The sequence below is a fragment of the Clostridium luticellarii genome (assembly GCF_002995845.1).
GTDB lineage: Bacteria > Bacillota > Clostridia > Clostridiales > Clostridiaceae > Clostridium_B > Clostridium_B luticellarii.
In genome coordinates this window covers 103,636-124,756 of sequence record NZ_PVXP01000003.1, presented here as the reverse complement: position 1 = coordinate 124,756, position 21,121 = coordinate 103,636, and the positions used below count along the sequence as shown (strand labels likewise).

Sequence of the window (21,121 nt, the reverse complement as noted above, 5' to 3'; positions counted from 1 at the left end):
GACTTATGGAACAATATGCTATATATTAAAATTGGTGTATAATTATTAATAATAAAATTATAAATTGATTTAAAATAGATGGGAAGCTAGGTGAAAATCCTACACGGTCTCGCCGCTGTAAGAGATGAGTCCTTATTAAATGCCACTGGGAAACTGGGAAGGTTATAGGGGCAATGATGCTTGAGTCAGAATACCTGTTGCAATAGTATACGATTAACTCTACGATAGATAGGGGGTGATTGCAATATATTTTTATAATTGCTGTGGCTTTAAGTCCTCTTAACTGTGAGTTAAGAGGACTTTTGAATTTTAATACACGTTTAGAAGAATTTAAAAGGATTTCAAGAAGTAATTTTTTTCTTAAGTGAGAGCATAAAGATTTGCTGTACTAACACTTAGTGAAAATCTAAGGAGGTGTGAAATGGTAAAAATTATTGTTTTGTGTGCTGCTTTTTTGATGATTGCTTTTTTCCTCAAAGAGAGACATGAGCATAGCCATGCCTGCTGCGAAGAAGCACATCATTCTCATCATGGGATTGGACATAAACACGGCGAGGGTTTTGAAATTGATTCTTATGCTTATAATTCTAAAATCAAGCATTGGAATTCTGCTTTTAAAGTACTTTTTTCTATTTTAATACTTATTCTTTGTATTGCATTTGACAACCCATATGTATCTGTTGTGGTCATTATTGCAATGGCCTATCTGACAATTGTAAAAGGAGGAATTCCAGTACATGCATATTTGTCTGTACTGTCCATACCAATAGTATTTATTATCCTGGGAACTATCACTATTGGCATTGATTTTTCAAGACGGCCCATGGGACAATATAATCTGTATCTTGGATTTTTTTATGTGTTTACCTCTCAGGCAAAGCTCAAAGAAATGCTTTTTCTAGTACTGAAAGTTTTTGCAGCAATAAGTGCCTTACAGATGATGGCATTGTCCACTCCGTCTTCCGAAATTATTTATGTACTCCGAAAAGCCCATGTGCCAAAGATTATAGTGGAATTGATGGATATCATATATCGTTATATTTTCATATTAATGGATGCTTATACTAAAATGAAAAATTCTGCTGAATCCCGCTTGGGATACTGTGACTTTAAAACTTCCTGCAATACATTTGGAGGTATTGTGAGCAATATATTGATTGTTTCAATGAAAAAGGCGGAAGCTTATTATGATGCAATGGAAGCCAGGTGTTACGATGGTGAGCTTATATTCTGGATGGAGGATAAAAAGGTAGAAACAGTACATATTGCTGCAGCGTCATCATTTGTAATTTCCCTGTTTTTGCTGTGGGGGTTTACGTGATAGAAAGGGGCAATTATGAAAGAACCTATATTGAAAGTTGAGAATCTTTGTTATACTTACGGAAATGGAAAACATGCACTAAATGGAATAAATTTGGATGTCCATGAAGGTGAGAAAATTGCTGTTATTGGTTCCAATGGATCCGGCAAATCCACATTTTTCCTGAATGTCAACGGTGTGCTTACCCCGGAAGGCGGAAAAATCATCTATCGCAATACGGTTATCAATAAAAAAAATTTAAAAGAGCTTAGAAAAAATATTGGAATTGTATTTCAAGATGCAGACAATCAAATTATAGCTTCTACAGTTATGGCAGAAGTTGGGTTTGGACCTATGAATTTAAAACTTCCTAAAGAAGAAGTAAAAAAAAGGGTGAAAGAAGCACTGGAATACATGAACATCTGGGATTTAAGGGATCGCCCTCCTCATTATCTGAGCGGCGGTGAAAAAAAGCGTGTCAGTATTGCAGATATCATAGCCATGAAATCAGAGATCATTATATTTGATGAACCAACGGCAGCACTGGATCCTTTAAATGCCATGATGCTGGAAGAGGTTCTGGCCAAGCTTGTTTCAGAGGGAAAGACAATGCTTATTTCCACCCATGATGTGGATTTTGCATATAGATGGGCTGAAAGAATACTTGTATTTTTTCAGGGCAGTATTATTGCAGATGGAACGCCGCTGGAGATTTTTAGAAATATGAAAATTTTAAAAAGGGCAAATCTAAGACAGCCAACCATGCTGGAGGTATATGAATTGCTTGTAAAAAAACATTTAATGGGAGATACAAAAGAGTATCCTAAAAATACGCAGGAACTCAAAAGAATACTTGAAAGGAAAATATCTCTGGATATTTTGTCCTAGAGTAAATATTAAACATAAACAAGGGGGAAAATAAAATGAATTTAAAGCAAAAGAAAATTATTGCAGTTGTGGCATGTTTTGCGCTGGCTTTTGGAGTAGCTCCAGTGGCAAATGCAATGCATATCATGGAAGGATATCTTCCACCGAAATTCTGTATTTTATGGGGTGTTATATCAGCTCCATTCCTGGTAGCAGGTTACTTGTCAATTAGAAAAACATTGTCCGAGAATCGTAGATCAATTACTGTTCTTGCAATGGTAGGTGCATTTATTTTTATAGTCTCATCTTTGAAGATCCCTTCAGTGACAGGAAGTTGTTCACATATGACCGGTACAGGACTCGGTGCAATTTTATTTGGACCCAGTGCAGTAAGCATTTTAGGTATCATTGTATTGATTTTTCAGGCAATACTGCTTGCTCATGGTGGATTGACTACTTTGGGGGCCAATACGTTTTCAATGGCTATTGCAGGTCCGCTGGTTTCCTATGCAATCTACAAAGTGTGTGGAAAGTTGAAAGTGAATAAACATGTAGGTATTTTTCTGGCAGCAGCAATTGGTGATTTATTCACTTATTGTGTAACAAGTATCCAGCTTGCACTTGCATATCCATCTGCAAATGGTGGTGTCTCCGCATCAGCGGCAAAATTCCTTGCAGTATTTGCACCTACACAGGTTCCATTGGCTATTGTTGAAGGTATTTTGACTGTTGTTATAGTTATGTGTCTTGAAACATATGCAAAATCCGAGTTGACAGGCATTGGATTTCTGAAAGGAGGAGAAAATTAATGGGAAAAAAGACCAAGCAAAAAATTATTATTTTATTAGTTATTGCCGTGTTGATTGCCGTTGTGCCATTATTTACATTGAAAGGTGCTGAATTTGGCGGTTCCGATGATGCAGGAAGTAAAGTGGTTTCACAGATTAAAGGAACTGAATATAAACCCTGGGCTACACCTGTCATGGAAAAATGGATTGGCGGAGAACTTCCCGGTGAAATTGAGAGTTTGCTGTTTTGTGTACAGACAGGTATAGGAATGGGAGTTCTATTCTTCTTCCTGGGAAGATTTGTAGAGAGAAATAAAATTAAGGGGACTGACCCTCATACAAAAATTGGGAATTAAACTGTTTAAATGGTAAAATGTTTACTTAAAGACTTTTCTTTAATCATATTTATTATAATTAACAGCGTTAAAAGCGACCTTTTCAATAAAGGCCGCTTTTAAAATAGTTTGTTATATTTTCTTGAAATCATTTTCAAATTCATCTATGGATTGTTTTACTAATGTCACGCTGTAAGCCATTGCAGGACCTGCTCCGAAGGCAACTGATATCATGGAAGCATCCACAATTTCATCTCTTTTGGCACCAGCTTCAAGAGCCTTGTAGACATGGTAGGCTATGCAGTACTGGCAGCGGGTGTAGGCAGCTATGGCCACACTTATGAGCTCTTTTGTTTTTGTATCTATGGCAGTGGGTCTGTACATTGTTTTAAGCAGGTTCATGAAAGAATTGAGTTCTTCACCATGAGTAGCTCCCAGTTCTTGAAGTCCTCCTGTAAATTCATTCAATAAATCTCTTGGATTAGTTGACATATTTGTCCCTCCTTTTAATTGTAAATTATTTTTCCAGATATGCATCTCTGAAGATGAAGAAACCTAAATTTGATATATGGGCATCTTTAAGCTTCGGGTTCATGCATACAACTTCAGTGTAGTAGTAAATAGGTATTATAGGTAGATCAGTCAGGAGCTGATCTTCAGCCTGATGCATCAAGCCGGCTCTTTCAGCCTTATCAGGTTCTGATTTGGCCTGGGATATCAGCTGATCGTATTTTAAATTTGAATACCCTGCCATGTTGTTGCCGTTTCCAGTTGTAAATATATCAAGAAATGTCATGGCATCATCGTAATCAGCTGTCCAGCCGTCCCTGCCAAGTATGAACTGATGATTTTGAAGCTGGGCCAGGTGGACTTTTCTCTCCACATTTTTGAGAGTAACATTTATCCCCAGGTTCTTTTTCCACATGTCCTGAACTGCCTGTGCTATATTTTGATGTCCCTGCATTGTATTGTACAGTATCTCCAGCTGTGGGAAGCCTTTTCCTCCGGGATAGCCTGCCTCAGCCAGCAGTTTTTTGGCCTGTGGTATATCTGCAGTTTTTGAGAAATACTCTTTGTCTGTGAATTCCTTCCCATTTGAATCACTGGTACCTTTAGGTACGAAGGAAGTAGCAGGTATCTCACCGGATTTTGTAACTTTTTCGGTTATGGAAGTTCTGTCTATAGCCAGGCTCAATGCCTTTCTAACTCTTACATCGCTTAGTGCCTTAGCTGCATCTGAATTTATGCTTTTAGCCTGCGGTGATAAATTTATATCATAGTAGTAGATGGCTAAATATGGATAGGCCTTTGCCGTCCCGCTTTTCAGCAGCTCAGGGGTTTCAGCAGCAGGCGGTTTATCTATAAGGTCCAGCTCTCCTGTCTTGAATGCTGCATAATAGCTGCTGGCATTTTCCAGGGTTTTGAATTCAATTCTATTTATTTTTATGTTTTTATTGTCCCAGTAATTTGGGCTTTTTTCAAAATTCAAGCTGTCCTTTGACTTGTATTCTACCAGTTTATAAGGGCCATTTGATATATAGGTCTCCGGCTTTGTAGCCCAGCTGTTTGGATTTTTTTCAACTACGTCTTTTCTTACAGGATCGTAGGTAGGAAAAGATGTAAGTGACAGGAAATAGGGTGTAGGATTTTCAAGTGTGGCTACCAGTGTATAATCATCTTTGGCAGTGACTCCTACCTGGTTTTCCTGAGCTTTGCCCTTATTATAGGCTTCACCGTTTTTTAAATAGAATAATTGATATGAGTATTGGGAAGCGGTTTTTGGATCCAGAGCTCTTTTCCAGGCATACTCGAAATCCTTTGCAGTAACAGGTTTCCCGTCGGACCATTTTGCATTTTTCCTCAGATGGAAAGTATAAGTGAGCCCATCACTGGATATGTCCCATTTTTCTGCAACCCCGGGTATGGGTTTTTCATTTTTGTCCAGATTTGTCAGGCCTTCGAAAGCGTTACAGATTACCTGTGCGCCTTCAACTGTGTTGTTCAATCCAGGATCAATTGTCCTGGGCTCGGCAGCAATATTTACTTTTATAGTGCTTTTGCCATTTGAGTCTGAGCCGTTTTTGGAATTTCCGCAGCCAGCGAACAATGAACCTATGAATGCAAGTGACATTGCAACTGCAAGAATTTTAAACTTGTTTTTCAGCATAATAATCCCCCTCAATAAAAATTTTAGTATATAATATGTTTATGCAGTATAAACATTCTATATATCTTATTTTGGTTTACTTATCGTATAAATAGCAGGCCGCATAGTGTCCGCTGCCCATGTCCTTTAATTCAGGATCCTTTTCAGAGCACCTTTTCATGGAGTATCTGCATCTGTCTTTGAATCTGCAGCCTGGCGGAGGATCTATTGGAGAAGGAGTTTCACCTTCCAGCATTATTCTCTTGTTTTTAGCTGCCATATCAGGATTCGGTACCGGTATTGCCGACAGCAGTGCTCTGGTGTAGGGATGAAGAGAGTTTTGGTACAGTTCATTACTTTCTGCCATTTCCAGCATTTTCCCTAGATACATCACCCCGATTTTGGTGGATATATGCTTTACCATGGATAGATCGTGGGCTATGAACAAATATGTAAGCCCTAAATCATCCTGAAGATCTTCCAGCATATTTATTACCTGTGCCTGAATTGATACATCCAGAGCTGATATGGGCTCATCACACACTATGAATTCAGGTTCAACGGCAAGAGCTCTCGCTATACCAATCCTCTGCCTTTGTCCACCTGAAAATTCATGAGGATACCTGTTTGTGTGGTCTTCATTTAAACCCACCTTGTTTAAGAGATATTGAATTCTTTCCTGTCTTTCTTTTCCCTTCATCAGGTTGTGAATATCTATAGACTCTCCTATTATGTCACCTACTGTCATTCTTGAATCAAGAGATGCATAAGGATCCTGGAATATCATCTGCATTTTTCTTCTGTAGGGCAGCATTTTGCTGCTGGAAAACCTTGATATATCCGTACCATCGTATATTATCTGTCCATCTGTTGGCTCGTATAACTTGATTATGGTTCTTCCGATAGTTGTCTTGCCGCAGCCTGATTCCCCAACTAATCCCAGAGTTTCTCCTTTGTTTATGGTAAAGGACATATTGTCCACTGCTTTTACATTGCTGGTTACTTTACCAAAAAATGATTTTTTTGCAGGAAAATACTTTTTAAGTTTTTTTATTTCAACAAGTGGTCTGTCATATTTCATTTTTTATAACGCCTCCGCTTATTTTGTCTGTTTTAGGTGCATTTAGGTGATTGAGCCAGCAAAGAGAAAAATGATTCTCATCTATTTTAAATGCCCCGGGCAATTTGCTGAGACATATTTTCATGGTATACTCGCATCTTGGGGCGAAAGGACATCCTGCTGGAGGTTTTAACAGATCCGGAGGAGTTCCGTCTATCGGCTTGAGTCTCTGCTTTATGTCTTCCATTGGATTTGGTATACTTTTCAAAAGTCCCCAGGTATATGGATGTTTTGAATTGTAAAATATGTCTCTTGTACTCCCGCTTTCTATAATCATTCCGCCGTACATCACGTTTATTCTGCTGCATAGATTTGCTACGACACCTAGATCGTGTGTTATTAAAATTATGGACATACCTAATTTTGTTTTTAGATCTTTCATAAGTTCAAGTATTTGTGCCTGTATTGTCACATCAAGGGCTGTAGTGGGCTCGTCCGCAATTAGAAGTTTTGGATTGCAGATTAATGCCATGGCTATCATTGCCCTTTGTCTCATGCCGCCTGAGAATTCATGTGGATATTGGTTTATTCTTTTATCTGCGCTGGGTATTTTAACCAGTTTCAGCATTTCAATTACTTTTTTCCTGGCATCTTCTTTGTTCATATGTTTATGCTTTATAAGTGGTTCCGCCAGTTGATGACCTATTTTGAAAACTGGATCCAGAGAGGTCATAGGGTCTTGAAAGATCATTCCGATATCATTTCCCCTTATACCCTCCATTTTTTTATTATTCAGTTTCAGCAGATCTTTGTCTAAAAATTTTATACTATCCGCTGTTGTTTTGCCGTTTTCCGGGAGAAGCTTCATAATTGACATCATGGTTATACTTTTTCCACTTCCAGATTCTCCGACTATCCCCAGAGCTTCACCTTTCTCAAGATGAAAGTATACACCCCTCACTGCCTTTACCTCGCCCAGATAAGTCTGGAAAGATGTATGCATATTATTTACTTCAAGTAATCTATCCATTTAAACGTCCTCCTGTTATTTTTTCATTTTAGGATCCAGAGAATCTCTGAGTCCGTCGCCTAATAAATTAAATGCAAGCATAGTTAAACATATGGCTATAGATGGGAAAAATAATTGAAGGGGATACAGCTGAAAGCTGTCTAGGGCATCGGAAGCTAAAGTACCCCAGGATGCCATTGGAGCTGATACACCCAGGCCTATAAAACTTAAGAATGATTCTGTGAATATAGCATCGGGGATAGAGAGAGTCAGTGTCACTATTATGGGTCCCAAACAGTTTGGAATCAGGTGCTTGAGGATTATTCTTACAGATGATGCCCCGAGAGTTTTTGCGGCAAGGACGAATTCCTGCTGTTTTAGTGACATTATTTCTCCTCTTACTATCCTTGCCATGGTTAGCCAGAATGCAACCGCCAGAGCTATTATTATGCTCTTGAGCCCGGCACCGAATACCACCATGAAAAGTATTACATATATGGTCATGGGAATAGAATATAGAATATCCACTATTCTCATCATTATATTATCCACCATTCCCCCGAAATAACCTGCTATACCTCCATATACTATTCCAATTAGTATGTCCAGCAAACTTGCAACATAACCTACGGTAAGAGAAATTCTTGCTCCATACAATATTCTTATAAATATATCTCTTCCAAATTTATCTGTTCCAAACCAGTGCCCGACGCTGGGCGGTAGGTTTGCCATATTCAAATTTTGACTGTAATAATTATATTTTGAAAATATCGGACCTATTATAGCCAGCAAAGTGATGAATATTACAAAGAATAAACCGGCTACAGCCAATTTGTTGAGTTTTAATCTTCTCCATACATCCTGCCAGTAGGATATGGTAGGCCTTACCAGCTCCTCTGACTGCTTTTCCTTTTTAAATACTTTTTCAAAGGCATCCTTTGGTAGTTCCATCTCTTATCCCTCCCTTAAGCCTCAAGTTTTATTCTTGGATCGATAATAACGTACAGTATATCCACAATTAAATTGCAGAGCACCAAGAATGAACTGTAAAATATGGTAATACCCAATATGGTAGTGTAGTCCCTGTTATATATGCTTTGGACAAAATCTCTTCCCAGACCGGGTATTCCAAACAAGGTTTCGATTACAAAGCTTCCGGTGAGTATTCCGGCAAATAATGGACCTATATATGTAACTATGGGTATGAGAGAGTTTTTCAAAGCGTGTTTATATATTATTACGTTTTGAGAGAGACCCTTTGCTTTTTCTACCTTTATGTAGTCCTGGCGTATTACTTCCAGCAAGCTGGATCTAGACAGCCTGGCTATAAATGACATGGAATATGCACCAAGAGCTACAGAGGGAAGTACATAGCTTGAAGGACTGTCCAGTCCCACTGCAGGAAACCAGCCTAATTTGACCGCAAAAAAATAAATGAAAAAGGTGGCCATTACGAAGTTGGGAATGGTGACTCCTATAGTTGATATGAGCATTGCCGCGCTGTCGGGCCATTTTCCCTGGTGGAGTGCAGCAATTATTCCCATGAACAAGCCGAATATCAGTGCAAAAGCTATAGATAATAACCCTATTTTTGCAGATACGGGAAATGAATTAAATACTACTTCATTTACGGTTTTGCCTTCGTATCTCATGGATGGCCCCAGATCGCCATGTATTATATCACCTAGATATGTGGTATACTGTGTGCCGAGCGGCTTGTCTAATCCAAATTTTTCTTCCAGCTTAGCTTTGATCTGGGGCGGAAGCTTCTTTTCGTCGTCGAAGGGACCACCTGGAATCAAGTGCATAAGCAAAAAGGTTATTGATATTACTATCCAAATTGTTATAATACTGTAAAATAACCTTTTCAAAATATATTTTGACATTTTATATTCCCCCAATTATACATTCTATTGTAACTGCTTCATGTCTGCATCTGCAGCATTATACGAACGCATTTCCATCATAGGCAGCGATAATTCACCCCGGTTTGTCTTAAAATAGTGAATAAATTTTATACTATGCAGGAAAATAAAGCCCAACTTGCAATTTCTATATTTTTCTCAATAATATCATTAAATTGATAATATGTCAATACTTGAATAAAGACCAACTCCATGTTCCTCTAAAAAATTTAATGCAGTTTAAATAGAGTATTTGATATAAAATCCAGTGGGAAACGTAAAATCTATCTGCAGAAATTTTGTGAATAAAGGTTTAAAATTGAAATTGCATAGTATAACCTTTATAAATGGGGTAAAATAGATGTTGATGAATTGCTTTATTATTATTTGTTGTGGGAGATATGATATGTGTGGGAAATTAAAGACGGTTAATAGGGGAATTGATGCTGAAGATGACAGGTGGTTTTCAGGAGAAGCTGTTGTAAAGCTTCAGAAGGCCCAACATGAGATAAAATGGCTTCTCAATAGAGATTACAATGTAAATTCTGTTCTGAAGATGGTTGGAAACCATTACCAGTTTTCTTCCAGGCAGAGAGATGCTCTCAGGCGTTCTACAGCATCGGATGAAAAATCAGAGGCTAGAATATCAAAGTGCATTTGTGGAAATGCATTGAAGAACAGCATTTTGTATATAGATGGATTTAATTTGATCATTACGTTGGAGGCAGCCTTTTCAGGAGCACCTATAATACTGTGCAGTGATGGTACATTCAGGGATCTGGCAGGGCTTAGAGGTACATATAGGATTATCGATAAAACTCGTCTCGCCGTAAATGCGGTAGGAAAAGAACTTTACATCACGGAGGCCGCCGGGGCTGAATTTTTTTTGGACAAAGGCGTTTCAAATTCTGGAAGATTGAAAAAATTCATATTGGAGAGTTCTGCAGGCTGGAATACCCGTGTGAAGGTAGAGCTCATGGATTCAGTGGATTCTTTTTTATATGGCAAAGAATATGTAGTGACCAGCGATTCCATAATACTTGATCAGTGTCTAAGCTGGTGCAATTTCGCCAGGATTATTGTAGAGAACTGTATTCCGGATACGCATATAGTGGATTTAAGTGGTAAATAGGGGACTGACCCCCTTCTATTTTATGGAAGGGGGTCAGTCCCTGTTTTATAGTCCGCATTTTTGCAAGGCCTGTTTTAAGTCTTCAATGATGTCTTCCGCACTTTCAAGTCCTACACTGAATCTTATGTATCCATCTCTGAAATTTTCTGGATAAAAATTGATCCTTTCATCACTTGCTCCAGTGTATACAATCAGGCTCTCGTCATGTCCCAGGGAAACCGCAGGGACGATGAGCTCAAGTGAATTTATAAATTTATTATGAGTTTCCGCATCTGCTTTAAGTGCAAAAGCTATAATTCCTGAGTAGAGCTTCATCTGTTTTTTGGCAATTTCATGCTGCGGATGGCTTTCAAGACCCGGATATGCCACGAACTTAACTGAAGAATTTGATTCCAGATATTGGGCAACTTTGAGAGCGGTATGGCTGTGCTGCTCCATACGCAGGGGAAGTGTCACAACACCTCTCATTATAAGCCATGCATTAAAAGGACTTATAGTTCCCCCCAGATTCACCATGGCCTGGGCTTTAATTTTGTCTATGAGATCTTTTTTGCCCAGCACTGCTCCACCCATGGCATCACCATGTCCATTTATATATTTTGTCAAACTGTGTATAACAAGATCTGCTCCCAGTTCAAGAGGGCGCTGCAGGTATGGGGAAGCAAATGTGCTGTCAACACTAAGTAGAGCTCCTGCGGATTTTGCAATTTTTGCAATTTCTTCAATGTCGCTTATCCTCGTAGTGGGGTTTCCTGGAGTCTCAACATGAATGAGCCTGGTATTGGGGCGTATGGCCTTTTTTATTTCTTCCAGGTTTGAGGTATCTACAAGGGATGTCTCTATATTGTATTTTTCAGGAAGATATTCGTTTAACAGTCTGTAAACTGCTATATATGATACATTTGAACAGATTACATGTGAATTTTTGTCAAGGAAAGTAAAAAATACACCTGCCAGTGCAGCAACACCACTTGCAAGGACCACACAGTCTTCTGCACCTTCCAGTGAAGCAAGTCTTTGCTGAAGATAAAGTTGATTTGCAGAGGTATTTCTGGTATATAATATCTGGTTTGGATCACTCCAGTTGATTGAAGATGCATCTTCGGGGAGCCTGTAACAGTTTGCCATGGTTATTGGCCGCCTTATGGCCCTGGTTTCTTTGTCAATACCATTTCCCACGTGAATGCATTTTGTTATGAAACTAGTTTCTTTGCTCATATATTTTCCTCCTCGTGAATTGTATATAGTATAAAATAAAAAGCTGTTTTTCATAAGAAAAACAGCTTTAAAGTTACAACTTGAAAATTTTTCTTATCTTTCAGAATAATCTGTTGGAATTAACACCATACATTAAATGAAATGTTGGTTGTCGGGCATCATAGGGCCAAATCCCTCCACCGCTCTTGATAAGATTTAAATTATTTGATTTTTTCTATAATATACCTAAATAAAAATTTTGTCAATGGGGTCAGTCCCCTTTATTTCTCAACTTGTTTTATTTCATTATTTCTGTTTGTGACTTTCATGTTGTAGAAATTCTCATTATCGGGAAGTTCCATTCTAAAGCAGGAACACTTTTGAATACGAACATCTGCATTTTTAATGGAGAATTCACTTACATGTCCGCCCAATTTTTTATCTTTGCTTATAAAATGAAAATGATATCCTGGAACGTTGAGACCTTCTACAAAAGAAGGGCATCTAAATCCCATCAGGTGTCCTTCGACCTCATCATATTCAAAAACATGTTGATCTCTAATGGCATTCAGCATGGGCCTGTAGGGTAAATTCTGTTTTACTACGGTTTTGGTCTTCATGTGGCTGAATACACCGTTAAAATAAAAAGCATAAAATACATTTTTACTCTCGATTAAATTGTCAAGGTATTTTTTTATATTGGCATAGCAATTGCAATCTCTGATGCTGTAAGTACGGTATTCCTCAAATTCGGTTACCACAGCAAAAGGAACAAATTCATTTTTTGTGCATTTGTAAACACTTCCATCAGGTCTTGTGCGGTAAAAGCTGCCATTTAGCAAAGTCAATTCACCGTCTAGCCCTTTGAAGGTGCCTATTCCGAAATTTCCTTTTTGAAGAAGCTTATTTAATGAGATGCATCCATCGTAAAGTCCTGACACTAAAGCATTTATTGTTGACATTTGATATATGTGGTTTGGAATTTTTGATTCATCCATTGCATTCACCTCGGGATAATTATATCATAATAAGAAAGTTAACTAGCATATGTGTTTAAATTTTGTGGAAAAGTTTTAATCCGAATGCAATTATTCCTGAAGTTATAAGTGGACCTACTGGAACTCCTCCTAAAAATGCAGCTGCAATTACTGCTCCAAGTATCAGGGCAGGCATGACTTCGCTGTGTCCCTGTACAGTCAAATACTGCATTCCAAGACCACTTAAATAAGTTGTAAAAAGTGAGGCCAGCAGAGCAAATAATCCGATCCATGAGGTAAATATGCCTATGATATTTGTATATTTTACATTTCCGTTTGCTATTGGAATTAGAATGGAGGCAACCAGTATCACAATTCCCCAGAAAACTCCGTTTTTCTCTAAAGAGGGAAATATGTACTTATCCACATTTAAAAGTTTCAAAAGTAAAAGTATGCAGACAGCTGTGGCAACAGAGTTTGCTCTGCCTATAACTGCAGCTGCCAATATTATAATTAATATAACAGTTGATTCCAATATGATCATCTCCTGAATTAGTATATGATCCGAAAAATTATATTATGAGCTGTTCAGGTAAAATTATATTATGAAAATAAAATATAGGAGAAATATCAAATTATTCCTTTGCCTCTAGTATACTGCTGCTCTTATCTAAAGGTAACTCTTCCACTGATCTTAATTTTCTTTCTATAGTTCTTGATTTTCTTGAAGCTGTTTCTATGGTATTGCTGGCTTCTTGAAGTTTTTTCTGAGTTTTTTCAAGAATATCACCAAATTTTGAAAACTGGGTTTTAACAGCACCAAGAAGTTCCCAGACTTCACTGGAACGCCTTTCGATTGCCAGAGTTCTGAAGCCCATCTGGAGACTGTTTAGAAAAGCCGCTATTGTAGATGGACCGGTTACTATAATTTTGAATTTTTTTTGCAGCTGTTCCATAAGCCCCGCTTCCTTTACTACCTCTGAATAGAGACTTTCAGTGGGAAGAAATATGATCCCAAAGTCAGTCGTATTTGGAGGATCAAGGTACTTTTTGCTTACATCCTGAGCCTCTGATTTTATTCTGGCAATTAAAGCCTTTTTTGACTGATCTACCAAAAGCTTGTCTCCCTTTTCTTCTGCAGACAGCAGTTTCTGATAGTCCTCCTGAGGGAATTTTGAATCTATGGGCAGATATATAAATTGATTTTTTTCATCCTTTGAGGGGATTTTAATGGCAAACTCAACTCTTTCATTACTTCCTTTTTTAGTTGCTACATTTGTTTCATACTGTTCCCTTGTAAGAATGTCCTCCAATATGGAATTCAACTGAATTTCTCCAAATGTTCCCCTCACTTTTATATTTGTAAGTGCCCTTTTTAGATCATTTACACCATTTGCCAGGCTTCCTATTTCACCAAGTTGTTTATAGAGTATCTCCAATCTCTGGCTTATGGAGGAAAAAGAAGTTGTGAGTTTTTTGTCCAGGGATTCATTGAGTTTTTCATCCACCAGATTTCTGATCTCCTCAAGTTTTTTGTCATTTCCATTTTGAAGTGCTAAAATTCTTGTTTCAATTGTTTCTCTCATCTTGTTGAGTTTTTCTTCGTTGGAATTTGTAAGGGATAAAAGCTGCTTGGAAAAGCTGTCCAGCTGATTTCTCTGTATATCGGAAATATTTTTCAGATTATTGGAGAGCTCAATATTGCTTTGAGTTCTTGAAGAACTGTTTTCCTGTCTGTTTCTTGAGAATTCATCCTTTATTGTAGAATCCATATCTGTAAAAATGTCCCTTATAGATTTGTATAAATTTGAGATATCTTTTGAATTTTTGTCTGTATTTCCCTTCAGTATGAGTATAGAGGTTAAAACTACATTTAGTACCATAAGAATTATAATAGCTTTTTCCATAAGATCACTCCAATTGTCAAAACTTATTATATTCATTATAATATTGTTTTATTGTTAAATAAACAGGTTTTAATATTTATATAGTATTATATTGCGAATTTTGATAAAATTAATATATAGATGATTTTTAATTTATCCGAAAGCTGTCACTTGCTTTCAATGTACAATGCAGGATTCATAATTTATTTGCAGTGCAGATATTAAATATTAAAAGAATCACTTTATATGAAAGAGAGGATTTTTATGAGTGATAAAGATGATAGAATTGTAAATTTTAATGATATTAAAAACAAGGCCAGAGAAAAAGATGTGGAGAAATTTGAAGATTATGTATACCAGCTTTCCTACGATATGTCCCAGGGTAAGCTTTCCATGGGTGACTTTTATAGAGATATTCAGGAATATATGACCAAAAACAATATATCCCAGGAAAAGCTGTTTAACATCCAGAAAGAACTTATGAAAAGATACGGATTTAATATGGAAGATGTAGAAAATCAGATGAAGAGCATGGGTATTGAAATTCCCCACGTGGAGAAAAATTCTGATTATGAAACCTTGAGAAAAAAATTGAGCTTTCAGGAAAAATACAAGGACGGTATAGGCAGTTCCATCATGACCACCTATGATATAAAAAATTCCTTGAATGATCTGACTGCATTTATAAGCGATGACAAGGTTATTTTAAAAAGTCAGAAAGAGATAAATTTACAGGATTCTGAGTTAAATGAATTTTTATGTTCTTATAAAAAGGTGGTAAAAGATAAAAAGCTTCAAATATCCCTGTGTGAAAATGTCGGGACTTTTGAGTATTGATTGCAAGACAACAGCCCTGCACATATATTTTTTCATGCAGGGTTTTTTATTCTTTTGTTTTTTAAGTATCTACAGCAGAGTCTGCAGAAGGTTCATATCTGTGATGGGCTTTTGACAGGTGAAGTTTTCACAGATGTATACAGTTGTTTTTCCCCTGATGGCAATATAGCTGCTGATGGAGGGAAGAAATTTTACTAAATCCTCATTTAAGTGGGAATATAAAAGAGAAATTGAAAATGGGTTATATTTTTTATTCACAAGGGCCACTGCTTTTTTTGTATCTTCGCTGTTATCTCCTGCAGATATTATGATCTGTCTCGTGGGATATTTGGAAAACAGCAGTCCACACAGTAAAAAGGAGTATGCCATGGGAAATCCGTTTATTTCATCAGAAAAATTTTCAAACAACTGCTGAATTTTACCCTTGAATTCATAACTGGTGGTTAAATGTGACAATCTGAGCATATTAAGTACTGCTGCAGAATTGCCGGAGGGAATGGCACCGTCGTATATTTCCTTTGGACGCATAATCAGCTGCTGGCTGTCTTTCCCGTACAGAAAAAAACCTCCCTCCTTTTCATCCCAGAAAAATTCAAACAGATCTTCATTTAAATCCAGGGCTTTTTCCAGATACTCTACATTGTAGGTTGATTCGTATAATTCTATTAGTCCCCATATCAGAAAGGCATAATCGTCCAAATAACCTGGAAGGGAAGAACTTCCATCGCGGTAACTTGCCAGAAGCCTCCCTTTTTCACCTATCAAATTCTTAAAGATGAAATCAGCTGCACTTTTTGCTGCCATTGTATATTTCTTATTGTTTAAAACTCTTCCGGCTATTGACATGGCTGCAATCATAAGACCGTTCCAGGAAGTCAATATCTTGTCGTCCTTATGGGGATGTACCCTGGTTTCTCTTGCTTTAAACAGCTTTTTCCTGCTGCTTTTTATGAAATTCATATCTTCAGTTAAAATGGAGGATCCTATTAAATTGGGTATATTTTTGCCGTTGAAATTACCGGAAGGTGATATGTTGAAATAATTGCAGAACTTATTTCCATTTTCTTCTCCCAGAATTTCTTTTATTTCTTCTGTGGTCCAGGTATAAAATTTACCTTCTTCTCCTTCAGAATCTGCATCTTCTGCAGAATAAAAACCTCCTTCTTTTGAAGTCATATCCCTTAGAATGTAAGTTAGCATATTCTCTGCAGTTTCCGAGTACTTTTTATTTCCGGTGACCTGAAAGGTCTCTACATATGCTATGGCAAGCAGTGCATTGTCATAGAGCATTTTTTCGAAATGGGGTATAAGCCATTTTCTGTCTGTGGAATAACGGCTGAATCCAAAGCCTATATGATCATATATACCTCCTTTTTGCATGCAGTCCAGTGTTTTTTTTACCATTTCAAGGGCAGAATTTTCCCTGGTAATGTAAAAATATCTTAATAGAAAAAGCAGATTATGAGGTGTTGGAAATTTCGGAGCAGCGCCGAATCCTCCATATACCTGGTCAAAATTACGTTTGAACTCAGAAAAGGCTTTTTCAAGTATGTCTTTCTCAATGCCCTTTAAGGGAGCCTTGTTGGATTCGGCTATTGAATCCATTAAGGAGCTACTTGCCTGCAAAAGTTGGGCTCTGTTTAAATCCCATGTTGTGGAAATACGTTTTAAAATACTTGTCAGTCCTAAAGCTTCACCTATATCATCTTTTGGGAAATAGGTTCCTGCAAAAAAAGGCTTTTGCTCCGGGGTCATGATAACCGTAAGAGGCCATCCGCCACTACCTGTGATGGATTGGCATATTTTCATATAGACGCTGTCTACGTCGGGTCTTTCTTCTCTATCCACTTTTATTGAGACAAAATTATCGTTTAGTATTTTGGCCACATCTGAATCTTCGAAACTTTCATGGGCCATAACGTGGCACCAGTGACATGTGTTTTTCATGAACCAATTCAGCTATACCCAATAGATAAAAAGATTGGTTTATCTTCTGATTTCGCCTTATCAAATGCTTCCTGTCCCCAGGGAAACCAATCCACAGGATTGTAGGCGTGTTGTAATAGATAGGGACTTTTCTCGCTAATTAATCTATTGGGCGTACTTGTTAGGTTCATAAGACCACCTCCTTTAAAATATTTATCCGAACGCTGCAATTTTACTATAAAGTTCAAAGAATAAATATTAAATATCAAATTTAGAATCACTTGATAAATATAGTATAACCGGATAATGCATTTTCACTCCATAAAAATATAATAACAAAGAAAGAGGGCTGACTTTTTAACTCTTTCTACATTTCTAGTGAGAAAGAGGTTGTATAAATGACTATGAAAGAAAAATGTGTACTGCATAGAAAGTGCAAAAACTTCAATACCAGCAAGTGCAATAATTACTGTTATCCATATGTATTTATAGTAAATAGCCTTGTTATAAGTAGTGGTTTCAAACTTAAAATAGGTAATACAATATTTACTATTTTAGATATAAATGTTAATAGTAATTTTATAGAGTTGGAAGGTGTAAAAAATGGACTTTGAAAATCATGTTATAATAGCGGTTGATCCTATAGAGTTCAGTAAATTTGTGTATAATAGGCAGTTTAAGCACATATCAGTAGCGGAGGACAGCTTATACACATTCTATATATGGGATTACTGGTAGAATATAATCTGGTGCTTGTGGAATATATGAATAATAAATATATTGCTGAACTAAACACAGATAAAAAGGATTTTACAGTCAAGGAACTCAGCAGTTAAAAACAAATTGACATATACAAATATAACCAGTTATAATAATTAATATATAGGAGGTCCGAAAAATGTTAGATAAGCAGGATATTGAAATTATAAAGGAGCTATTACAGCCGATAAATGACAAGTTAGACGAACACTCAGCAAAATTAAATGAACTGCAAACAGGACAAAACAAACACTCTATACTCCTTGAAGAATTAAAAAAGAATATGAATACAGTAATAGAAGGACAGCAGGCACAAGCAGAACAAACTGACAGACATTTTAAAAAGCTGGAGGACAATATAAAAGATGATAGCACACTAATTAAAACAGCATTAAAAACGGTGTCTGGTGATGTAAAGGACTTGAAGAAAACAGCGGACGAACTAAAGGCAGATTATGAAGAGGTCAAAGGAGTAACGGAACAAAATAGTTATGACGTGCAATCATTAAGGAATAGATATAAAAAGAGGTCACAAGGTTAAAAAGTGGATATGGAGATTTTGGATATTGATAGTAGTGATTAATCACTGTTTATTGTGATGTAAAAAATAAAGCATGAAAAAGACAGATTTTACAGCATATAATTGGAGGCTTTTGACATCTGCCGAAAACCTCCAAAATTGTGGGACATAACGGAAGTACCCGATGTAGCTTGTCCACTTACAATTGCATATTATGAATTGTCAAATGTGAATTGGACAATCAGCTCCTGAGTCTGTATCCTGCTCCCCAGACTGTTTCTATGTATTGGGGGTGGGAAGGATCAAACTCTATTTTCTCTCTTATTCTTCTTATGTGTACTGTGATAGTGGCATTATCACCCATGGCATCCAGCCCCCATATATTTTCAAATAATTCCTCTCTGCTGAACACCCTGTTGGGATTTTGAGCCATATAAAGCAGAAGATCAAATTCTTTCTGTGCCAGGAATACCTCGGTTCCGTTTACCAGTACCTGCCTTGAATCTCGCAGTATTTCAAGACCCCTTATGACTATTCTGGGATATCTGGAATTGAATTTATTTTTTATCCTTTCATAGTTTTGAATATGAGATTTGACCCTGGCCACCAACTCGCTGGGACTAAAAGGTTTTGTGATATAATCGTCAGCGCCGAGAGTGAACCCTTTTATTTTATCAATTTCTTCTTTTTTAGCAGAGACTAACAGTACGGGAATGTCTTTTTTGTCCTGTATGCTGCGCAGAATACTGTATCCATCCATTTTAGGCAGCATTAAATCTAAAATGACCAGATCAAATTCAGCATTGTTTAAGGTATTCAGGCCTTTTACCCCATCTGCACACAGTGTTACCTCAAACCCTTCCAGTTCGAGATAGTCTCTTTGGAGTTCTGCTATGCTCAAATCATCTTCAATTATTAAAATTTTTTTCATAACAACCTTCCTTGTATATTTCATTTATATTTCTGATTTCATGAATCTCTCTATCTATCATAACATATTTTTGAGGATGAAATAGAGTAGTATTTGTACTATAATCAACTTAATATATTATTGAAGAAAGAAGGACTGGGCATGGGAAATAAAATAATTCAGGGGAAATCCACAGAAGAATGGAAAAAACAGTTTCCGCTATTGAACAGGATTACTTCCATGGAGCAATTGTTTTGGGTAAATTCTAGAGGTGAAAAATTTGAAGATGCCATAAAAAAAATTTCACTTAAAGAAGAAGATGTAAAAGATGCAGAAAAGAGACTCAAAAGATTTGCTCCCTATATATCGAAAGTTTTTCCGGAAACTCAAAAAGAAAAGGGAATTATTGAATCACCTGTTGTTAAAATATCTGATATGCAAAATAATATTGAAAAGATGTTTCATGAGAAGGTTCCGGGCAGGATGCTTTTAAAATGTGACAATGCGCTTGCTGTTTCGGGATCAATTAAGGCAAGAGGGGGTATTTACGAAGTCTTAAAGTATGCAGAGAATCTTGCCACACAAAATAATATGTTAAAGGAAACAGATGATTATTCCGCTTTTGACAGCCATGAATTTAGGAAATTTTTTTCACAATACTCTATTGCAGTGGCATCCACCGGGAATTTGGGCCTGAGTATTGGCATAATTAGTGCAAAGCTTGGATTTAAAGTATATGTGCATATGTCGGCTGATGCAAGACAGTGGAAGAAAGATCTTCTGAGAAGCAGAGGAGTTACAGTAATTGAGTATAAAGAGGATTACAGCAGGGCTATAGTGGAGGCCAGAAAACAATCACTGCTGGATCCTAACATGTATTTTGTAGATGATGAAAATTCCAGAGATTTGTTTTTAGGGTATTCAGTGGCAGCCTGCAGGCTGAAAAATCAGCTGGAGAAAATTCATGTTCAGGTTGATGAAGATCATCCGCTTTTTGTTTATCTTCCCTGCGGAGTAGGAGGAGGGCCGGGAGGGGTTGCCTTTGGATTAAAATTGGTTTTCAAGGATAATGTACATTGTTTTTTTGCAGAACCAACTCATTCACCCTGCATGCTTCTCGGACTCATGACAGGGCTTCATGATAAAATATGTGTTCAGGATTTTGGAATTGACGGAATCACTGAAGCAGATGGACTTGCAGTGGCAAGGGCTTCAAAATTTGTGGGAAAGACGATGGAAAATCTGATAAGCGGCTGTTATACGGTAGAGGATGAAACACTGTATATGCTTTTAAAATCCATGGTGGATCTGGAAGATATCTCATTGGAACCTTCGGCGCTGGCGGGAATTTCAGGGCCGGTCCAGTTGTTTGGGAATGAATCAGGGAAAAAATATATAGAGGATAATAATTTGAAGAATAAGCTGAACGATGCCTGCCATATTTCCTGGGCAACAGGCGGAAGTATGGTTCCAAAAGATATAATGAAATCCTATTATGAAAGAGCAGAGGATATTTCAAATAAAAAAGCTTTCTTCAGCTGATTTTAAATGAGTTTCTGGATGGACAA

The 21,121-nt window shown here is 37.1% G+C and carries 21 protein-coding genes, 1 pseudogene and 2 riboswitches; of the genes and pseudogenes, 10 read left to right on the top strand and 12 right to left on the bottom strand.

Features of this window, described 5'->3' with window-relative positions; translation table 11 throughout:
* Nucleotides 1-37: 37 nt before the first annotated feature.
* Nucleotides 38-216, top strand: a riboswitch (cobalamin riboswitch).
* A 205-nt stretch (nt 217-421) separates the two neighbouring features.
* From cbiQ to CLLU_RS02290, 4 genes are read left to right on the top strand one after another with little or no spacing between them, the layout of a single operon-like run.
* Nucleotides 422-1,321: a cobalt ECF transporter T component CbiQ gene (gene cbiQ / locus CLLU_RS02305; protein ID WP_106007959.1), complete on the top strand. Its 900-nt coding sequence runs from the start codon at nt 422-424 to the stop codon at nt 1,319-1,321.
* A gap of 15 nt (nt 1,322-1,336) precedes the next feature.
* Complete coding sequence (locus CLLU_RS02300) at nt 1,337-2,188, top strand: energy-coupling factor ABC transporter ATP-binding protein (RefSeq protein WP_106007958.1); 852 nt, start codon at nt 1,337-1,339, stop codon at nt 2,186-2,188.
* A 35-nt stretch (nt 2,189-2,223) separates the two neighbouring features.
* On the top strand, nt 2,224-2,976 hold the full coding sequence (locus CLLU_RS02295) for an energy-coupling factor ABC transporter permease (RefSeq protein WP_106007957.1): 753 nt from the start codon (nt 2,224-2,226) through the stop codon (nt 2,974-2,976).
* Nucleotides 2,976-3,311 (top strand): energy-coupling factor ABC transporter substrate-binding protein, encoded by a 336-nt coding sequence (locus CLLU_RS02290; protein WP_106007956.1) that lies wholly within the window; start codon nt 2,976-2,978, stop codon nt 3,309-3,311. The genes CLLU_RS02295 and CLLU_RS02290 overlap by 1 nt, the downstream gene beginning before the upstream one ends.
* A gap of 111 nt (nt 3,312-3,422) precedes the next feature.
* On the opposite strand, the gene CLLU_RS02285 is transcribed toward CLLU_RS02290, so the two are convergent.
* From CLLU_RS02285 to CLLU_RS02260, 6 genes are all read right to left on the bottom strand, one after another.
* Nucleotides 3,423-3,782: a carboxymuconolactone decarboxylase family protein gene (locus CLLU_RS02285; RefSeq protein WP_106007955.1), complete on the bottom strand. Its 360-nt coding sequence runs from the start codon at nt 3,780-3,782 to the stop codon at nt 3,423-3,425.
* A gap of 25 nt (nt 3,783-3,807) precedes the next feature.
* Entirely contained in the window at nt 3,808-5,457 is a 1,650-nt protein-coding gene (locus CLLU_RS02280) for a peptide ABC transporter substrate-binding protein (RefSeq protein ID WP_106007954.1), read from the bottom strand.
* Between the two features lie 76 nt (nt 5,458-5,533).
* Nucleotides 5,534-6,517, bottom strand: a complete 984-nt coding sequence (locus CLLU_RS02275; protein WP_106007953.1) for an ABC transporter ATP-binding protein — start codon at nt 6,515-6,517, stop codon at nt 5,534-5,536.
* Nucleotides 6,507-7,526: an ABC transporter ATP-binding protein gene (locus CLLU_RS02270; RefSeq protein ID WP_106007952.1), complete on the bottom strand. Its 1,020-nt coding sequence runs from the start codon at nt 7,524-7,526 to the stop codon at nt 6,507-6,509. The genes CLLU_RS02275 and CLLU_RS02270 overlap by 11 nt, the downstream gene beginning before the upstream one ends.
* A gap of 15 nt (nt 7,527-7,541) precedes the next feature.
* Nucleotides 7,542-8,456, bottom strand: a complete 915-nt coding sequence (locus tag CLLU_RS02265) for an ABC transporter permease (RefSeq protein WP_106007951.1) — start codon at nt 8,454-8,456, stop codon at nt 7,542-7,544.
* 14 nt (nt 8,457-8,470) lie between these two features.
* Complete coding sequence (locus CLLU_RS02260) at nt 8,471-9,391, bottom strand: ABC transporter permease (RefSeq protein ID WP_106007950.1); 921 nt, start codon at nt 9,389-9,391, stop codon at nt 8,471-8,473.
* Between the two features lie 424 nt (nt 9,392-9,815).
* Here CLLU_RS02260 and CLLU_RS02255 point away from each other — a divergent pair, with 424 nt between their 5' ends.
* Complete coding sequence (locus CLLU_RS02255; RefSeq protein WP_106007949.1) at nt 9,816-10,541, top strand: DUF434 domain-containing protein; 726 nt, start codon at nt 9,816-9,818, stop codon at nt 10,539-10,541.
* Nucleotides 10,542-10,586: 45 nt separating this feature from the next.
* Here CLLU_RS02255 and CLLU_RS02250 read toward each other — a convergent pair whose 3' ends face one another.
* From CLLU_RS02250 to CLLU_RS02235, 4 genes are all read right to left on the bottom strand, one after another.
* On the bottom strand, nt 10,587-11,759 hold the full coding sequence (locus CLLU_RS02250; protein ID WP_106007948.1) for a trans-sulfuration enzyme family protein: 1,173 nt from the start codon (nt 11,757-11,759) through the stop codon (nt 10,587-10,589).
* 90 nt (nt 11,760-11,849) lie between these two features.
* Nucleotides 11,850-11,954, bottom strand: a riboswitch (SAM riboswitch).
* 65 nt (nt 11,955-12,019) lie between these two features.
* Nucleotides 12,020-12,736, bottom strand: a complete 717-nt coding sequence (budA, locus tag CLLU_RS02245; protein WP_106007947.1) for an acetolactate decarboxylase — start codon at nt 12,734-12,736, stop codon at nt 12,020-12,022.
* Nucleotides 12,737-12,791: 55 nt separating this feature from the next.
* The gene (locus CLLU_RS02240; protein WP_106007946.1) at nt 12,792-13,250 is read right to left on the bottom strand and encodes a DUF441 domain-containing protein; all 459 of its coding nucleotides are present in this window, start codon (nt 13,248-13,250) and stop codon (nt 12,792-12,794) included.
* A 100-nt stretch (nt 13,251-13,350) separates the two neighbouring features.
* On the bottom strand, nt 13,351-14,622 hold the full coding sequence (locus CLLU_RS02235) for a DNA recombination protein RmuC (protein WP_242977456.1): 1,272 nt from the start codon (nt 14,620-14,622) through the stop codon (nt 13,351-13,353).
* A 243-nt stretch (nt 14,623-14,865) separates the two neighbouring features.
* Between CLLU_RS02235 and CLLU_RS02230 the strand changes: the two genes are divergently transcribed.
* Entirely contained in the window at nt 14,866-15,438 is a 573-nt protein-coding gene (locus CLLU_RS02230; protein WP_106007944.1) for a DUF3867 domain-containing protein, read from the top strand.
* Between the two features lie 69 nt (nt 15,439-15,507).
* Here CLLU_RS02230 and CLLU_RS02225 read toward each other — a convergent pair.
* A pseudogene (locus tag CLLU_RS02225) lies at nt 15,508-17,555 on the bottom strand (thioredoxin domain-containing protein).
* A 207-nt stretch (nt 17,556-17,762) separates the two neighbouring features.
* Between CLLU_RS02225 and CLLU_RS02215 the strand changes: the two are divergent.
* From CLLU_RS02215 to CLLU_RS02210, 3 genes are all read left to right on the top strand, one after another.
* Nucleotides 17,763-17,978: a hypothetical protein gene (locus CLLU_RS02215; RefSeq protein WP_106007941.1), complete on the top strand. Its 216-nt coding sequence runs from the start codon at nt 17,763-17,765 to the stop codon at nt 17,976-17,978.
* On the top strand, nt 17,968-18,102 hold the full coding sequence (locus tag CLLU_RS19275) for a hypothetical protein (RefSeq protein WP_273346348.1): 135 nt from the start codon (nt 17,968-17,970) through the stop codon (nt 18,100-18,102). The genes CLLU_RS02215 and CLLU_RS19275 overlap by 11 nt, the downstream gene beginning before the upstream one ends.
* Before the next feature lie 160 nt (nt 18,103-18,262).
* On the top strand, nt 18,263-18,664 hold the full coding sequence (locus CLLU_RS02210; RefSeq protein ID WP_106007940.1) for a hypothetical protein: 402 nt from the start codon (nt 18,263-18,265) through the stop codon (nt 18,662-18,664).
* 220 nt (nt 18,665-18,884) lie between these two features.
* Here CLLU_RS02210 and CLLU_RS02205 read toward each other — a convergent pair whose 3' ends face one another.
* Nucleotides 18,885-19,574, bottom strand: a complete 690-nt coding sequence (locus CLLU_RS02205; protein WP_106007939.1) for a response regulator transcription factor — start codon at nt 19,572-19,574, stop codon at nt 18,885-18,887.
* A gap of 141 nt (nt 19,575-19,715) precedes the next feature.
* Here CLLU_RS02205 and CLLU_RS02200 point away from each other — a divergent pair, with 141 nt between their 5' ends.
* Nucleotides 19,716-21,095 carry a D-serine ammonia-lyase gene (locus CLLU_RS02200; RefSeq protein ID WP_106007938.1) on the top strand — a complete coding sequence of 460 codons (1,380 nt, stop codon included), beginning with the start codon at nt 19,716-19,718 and terminating at the stop codon, nt 21,093-21,095.
* Nucleotides 21,096-21,121 lie beyond the last annotated feature (26 nt).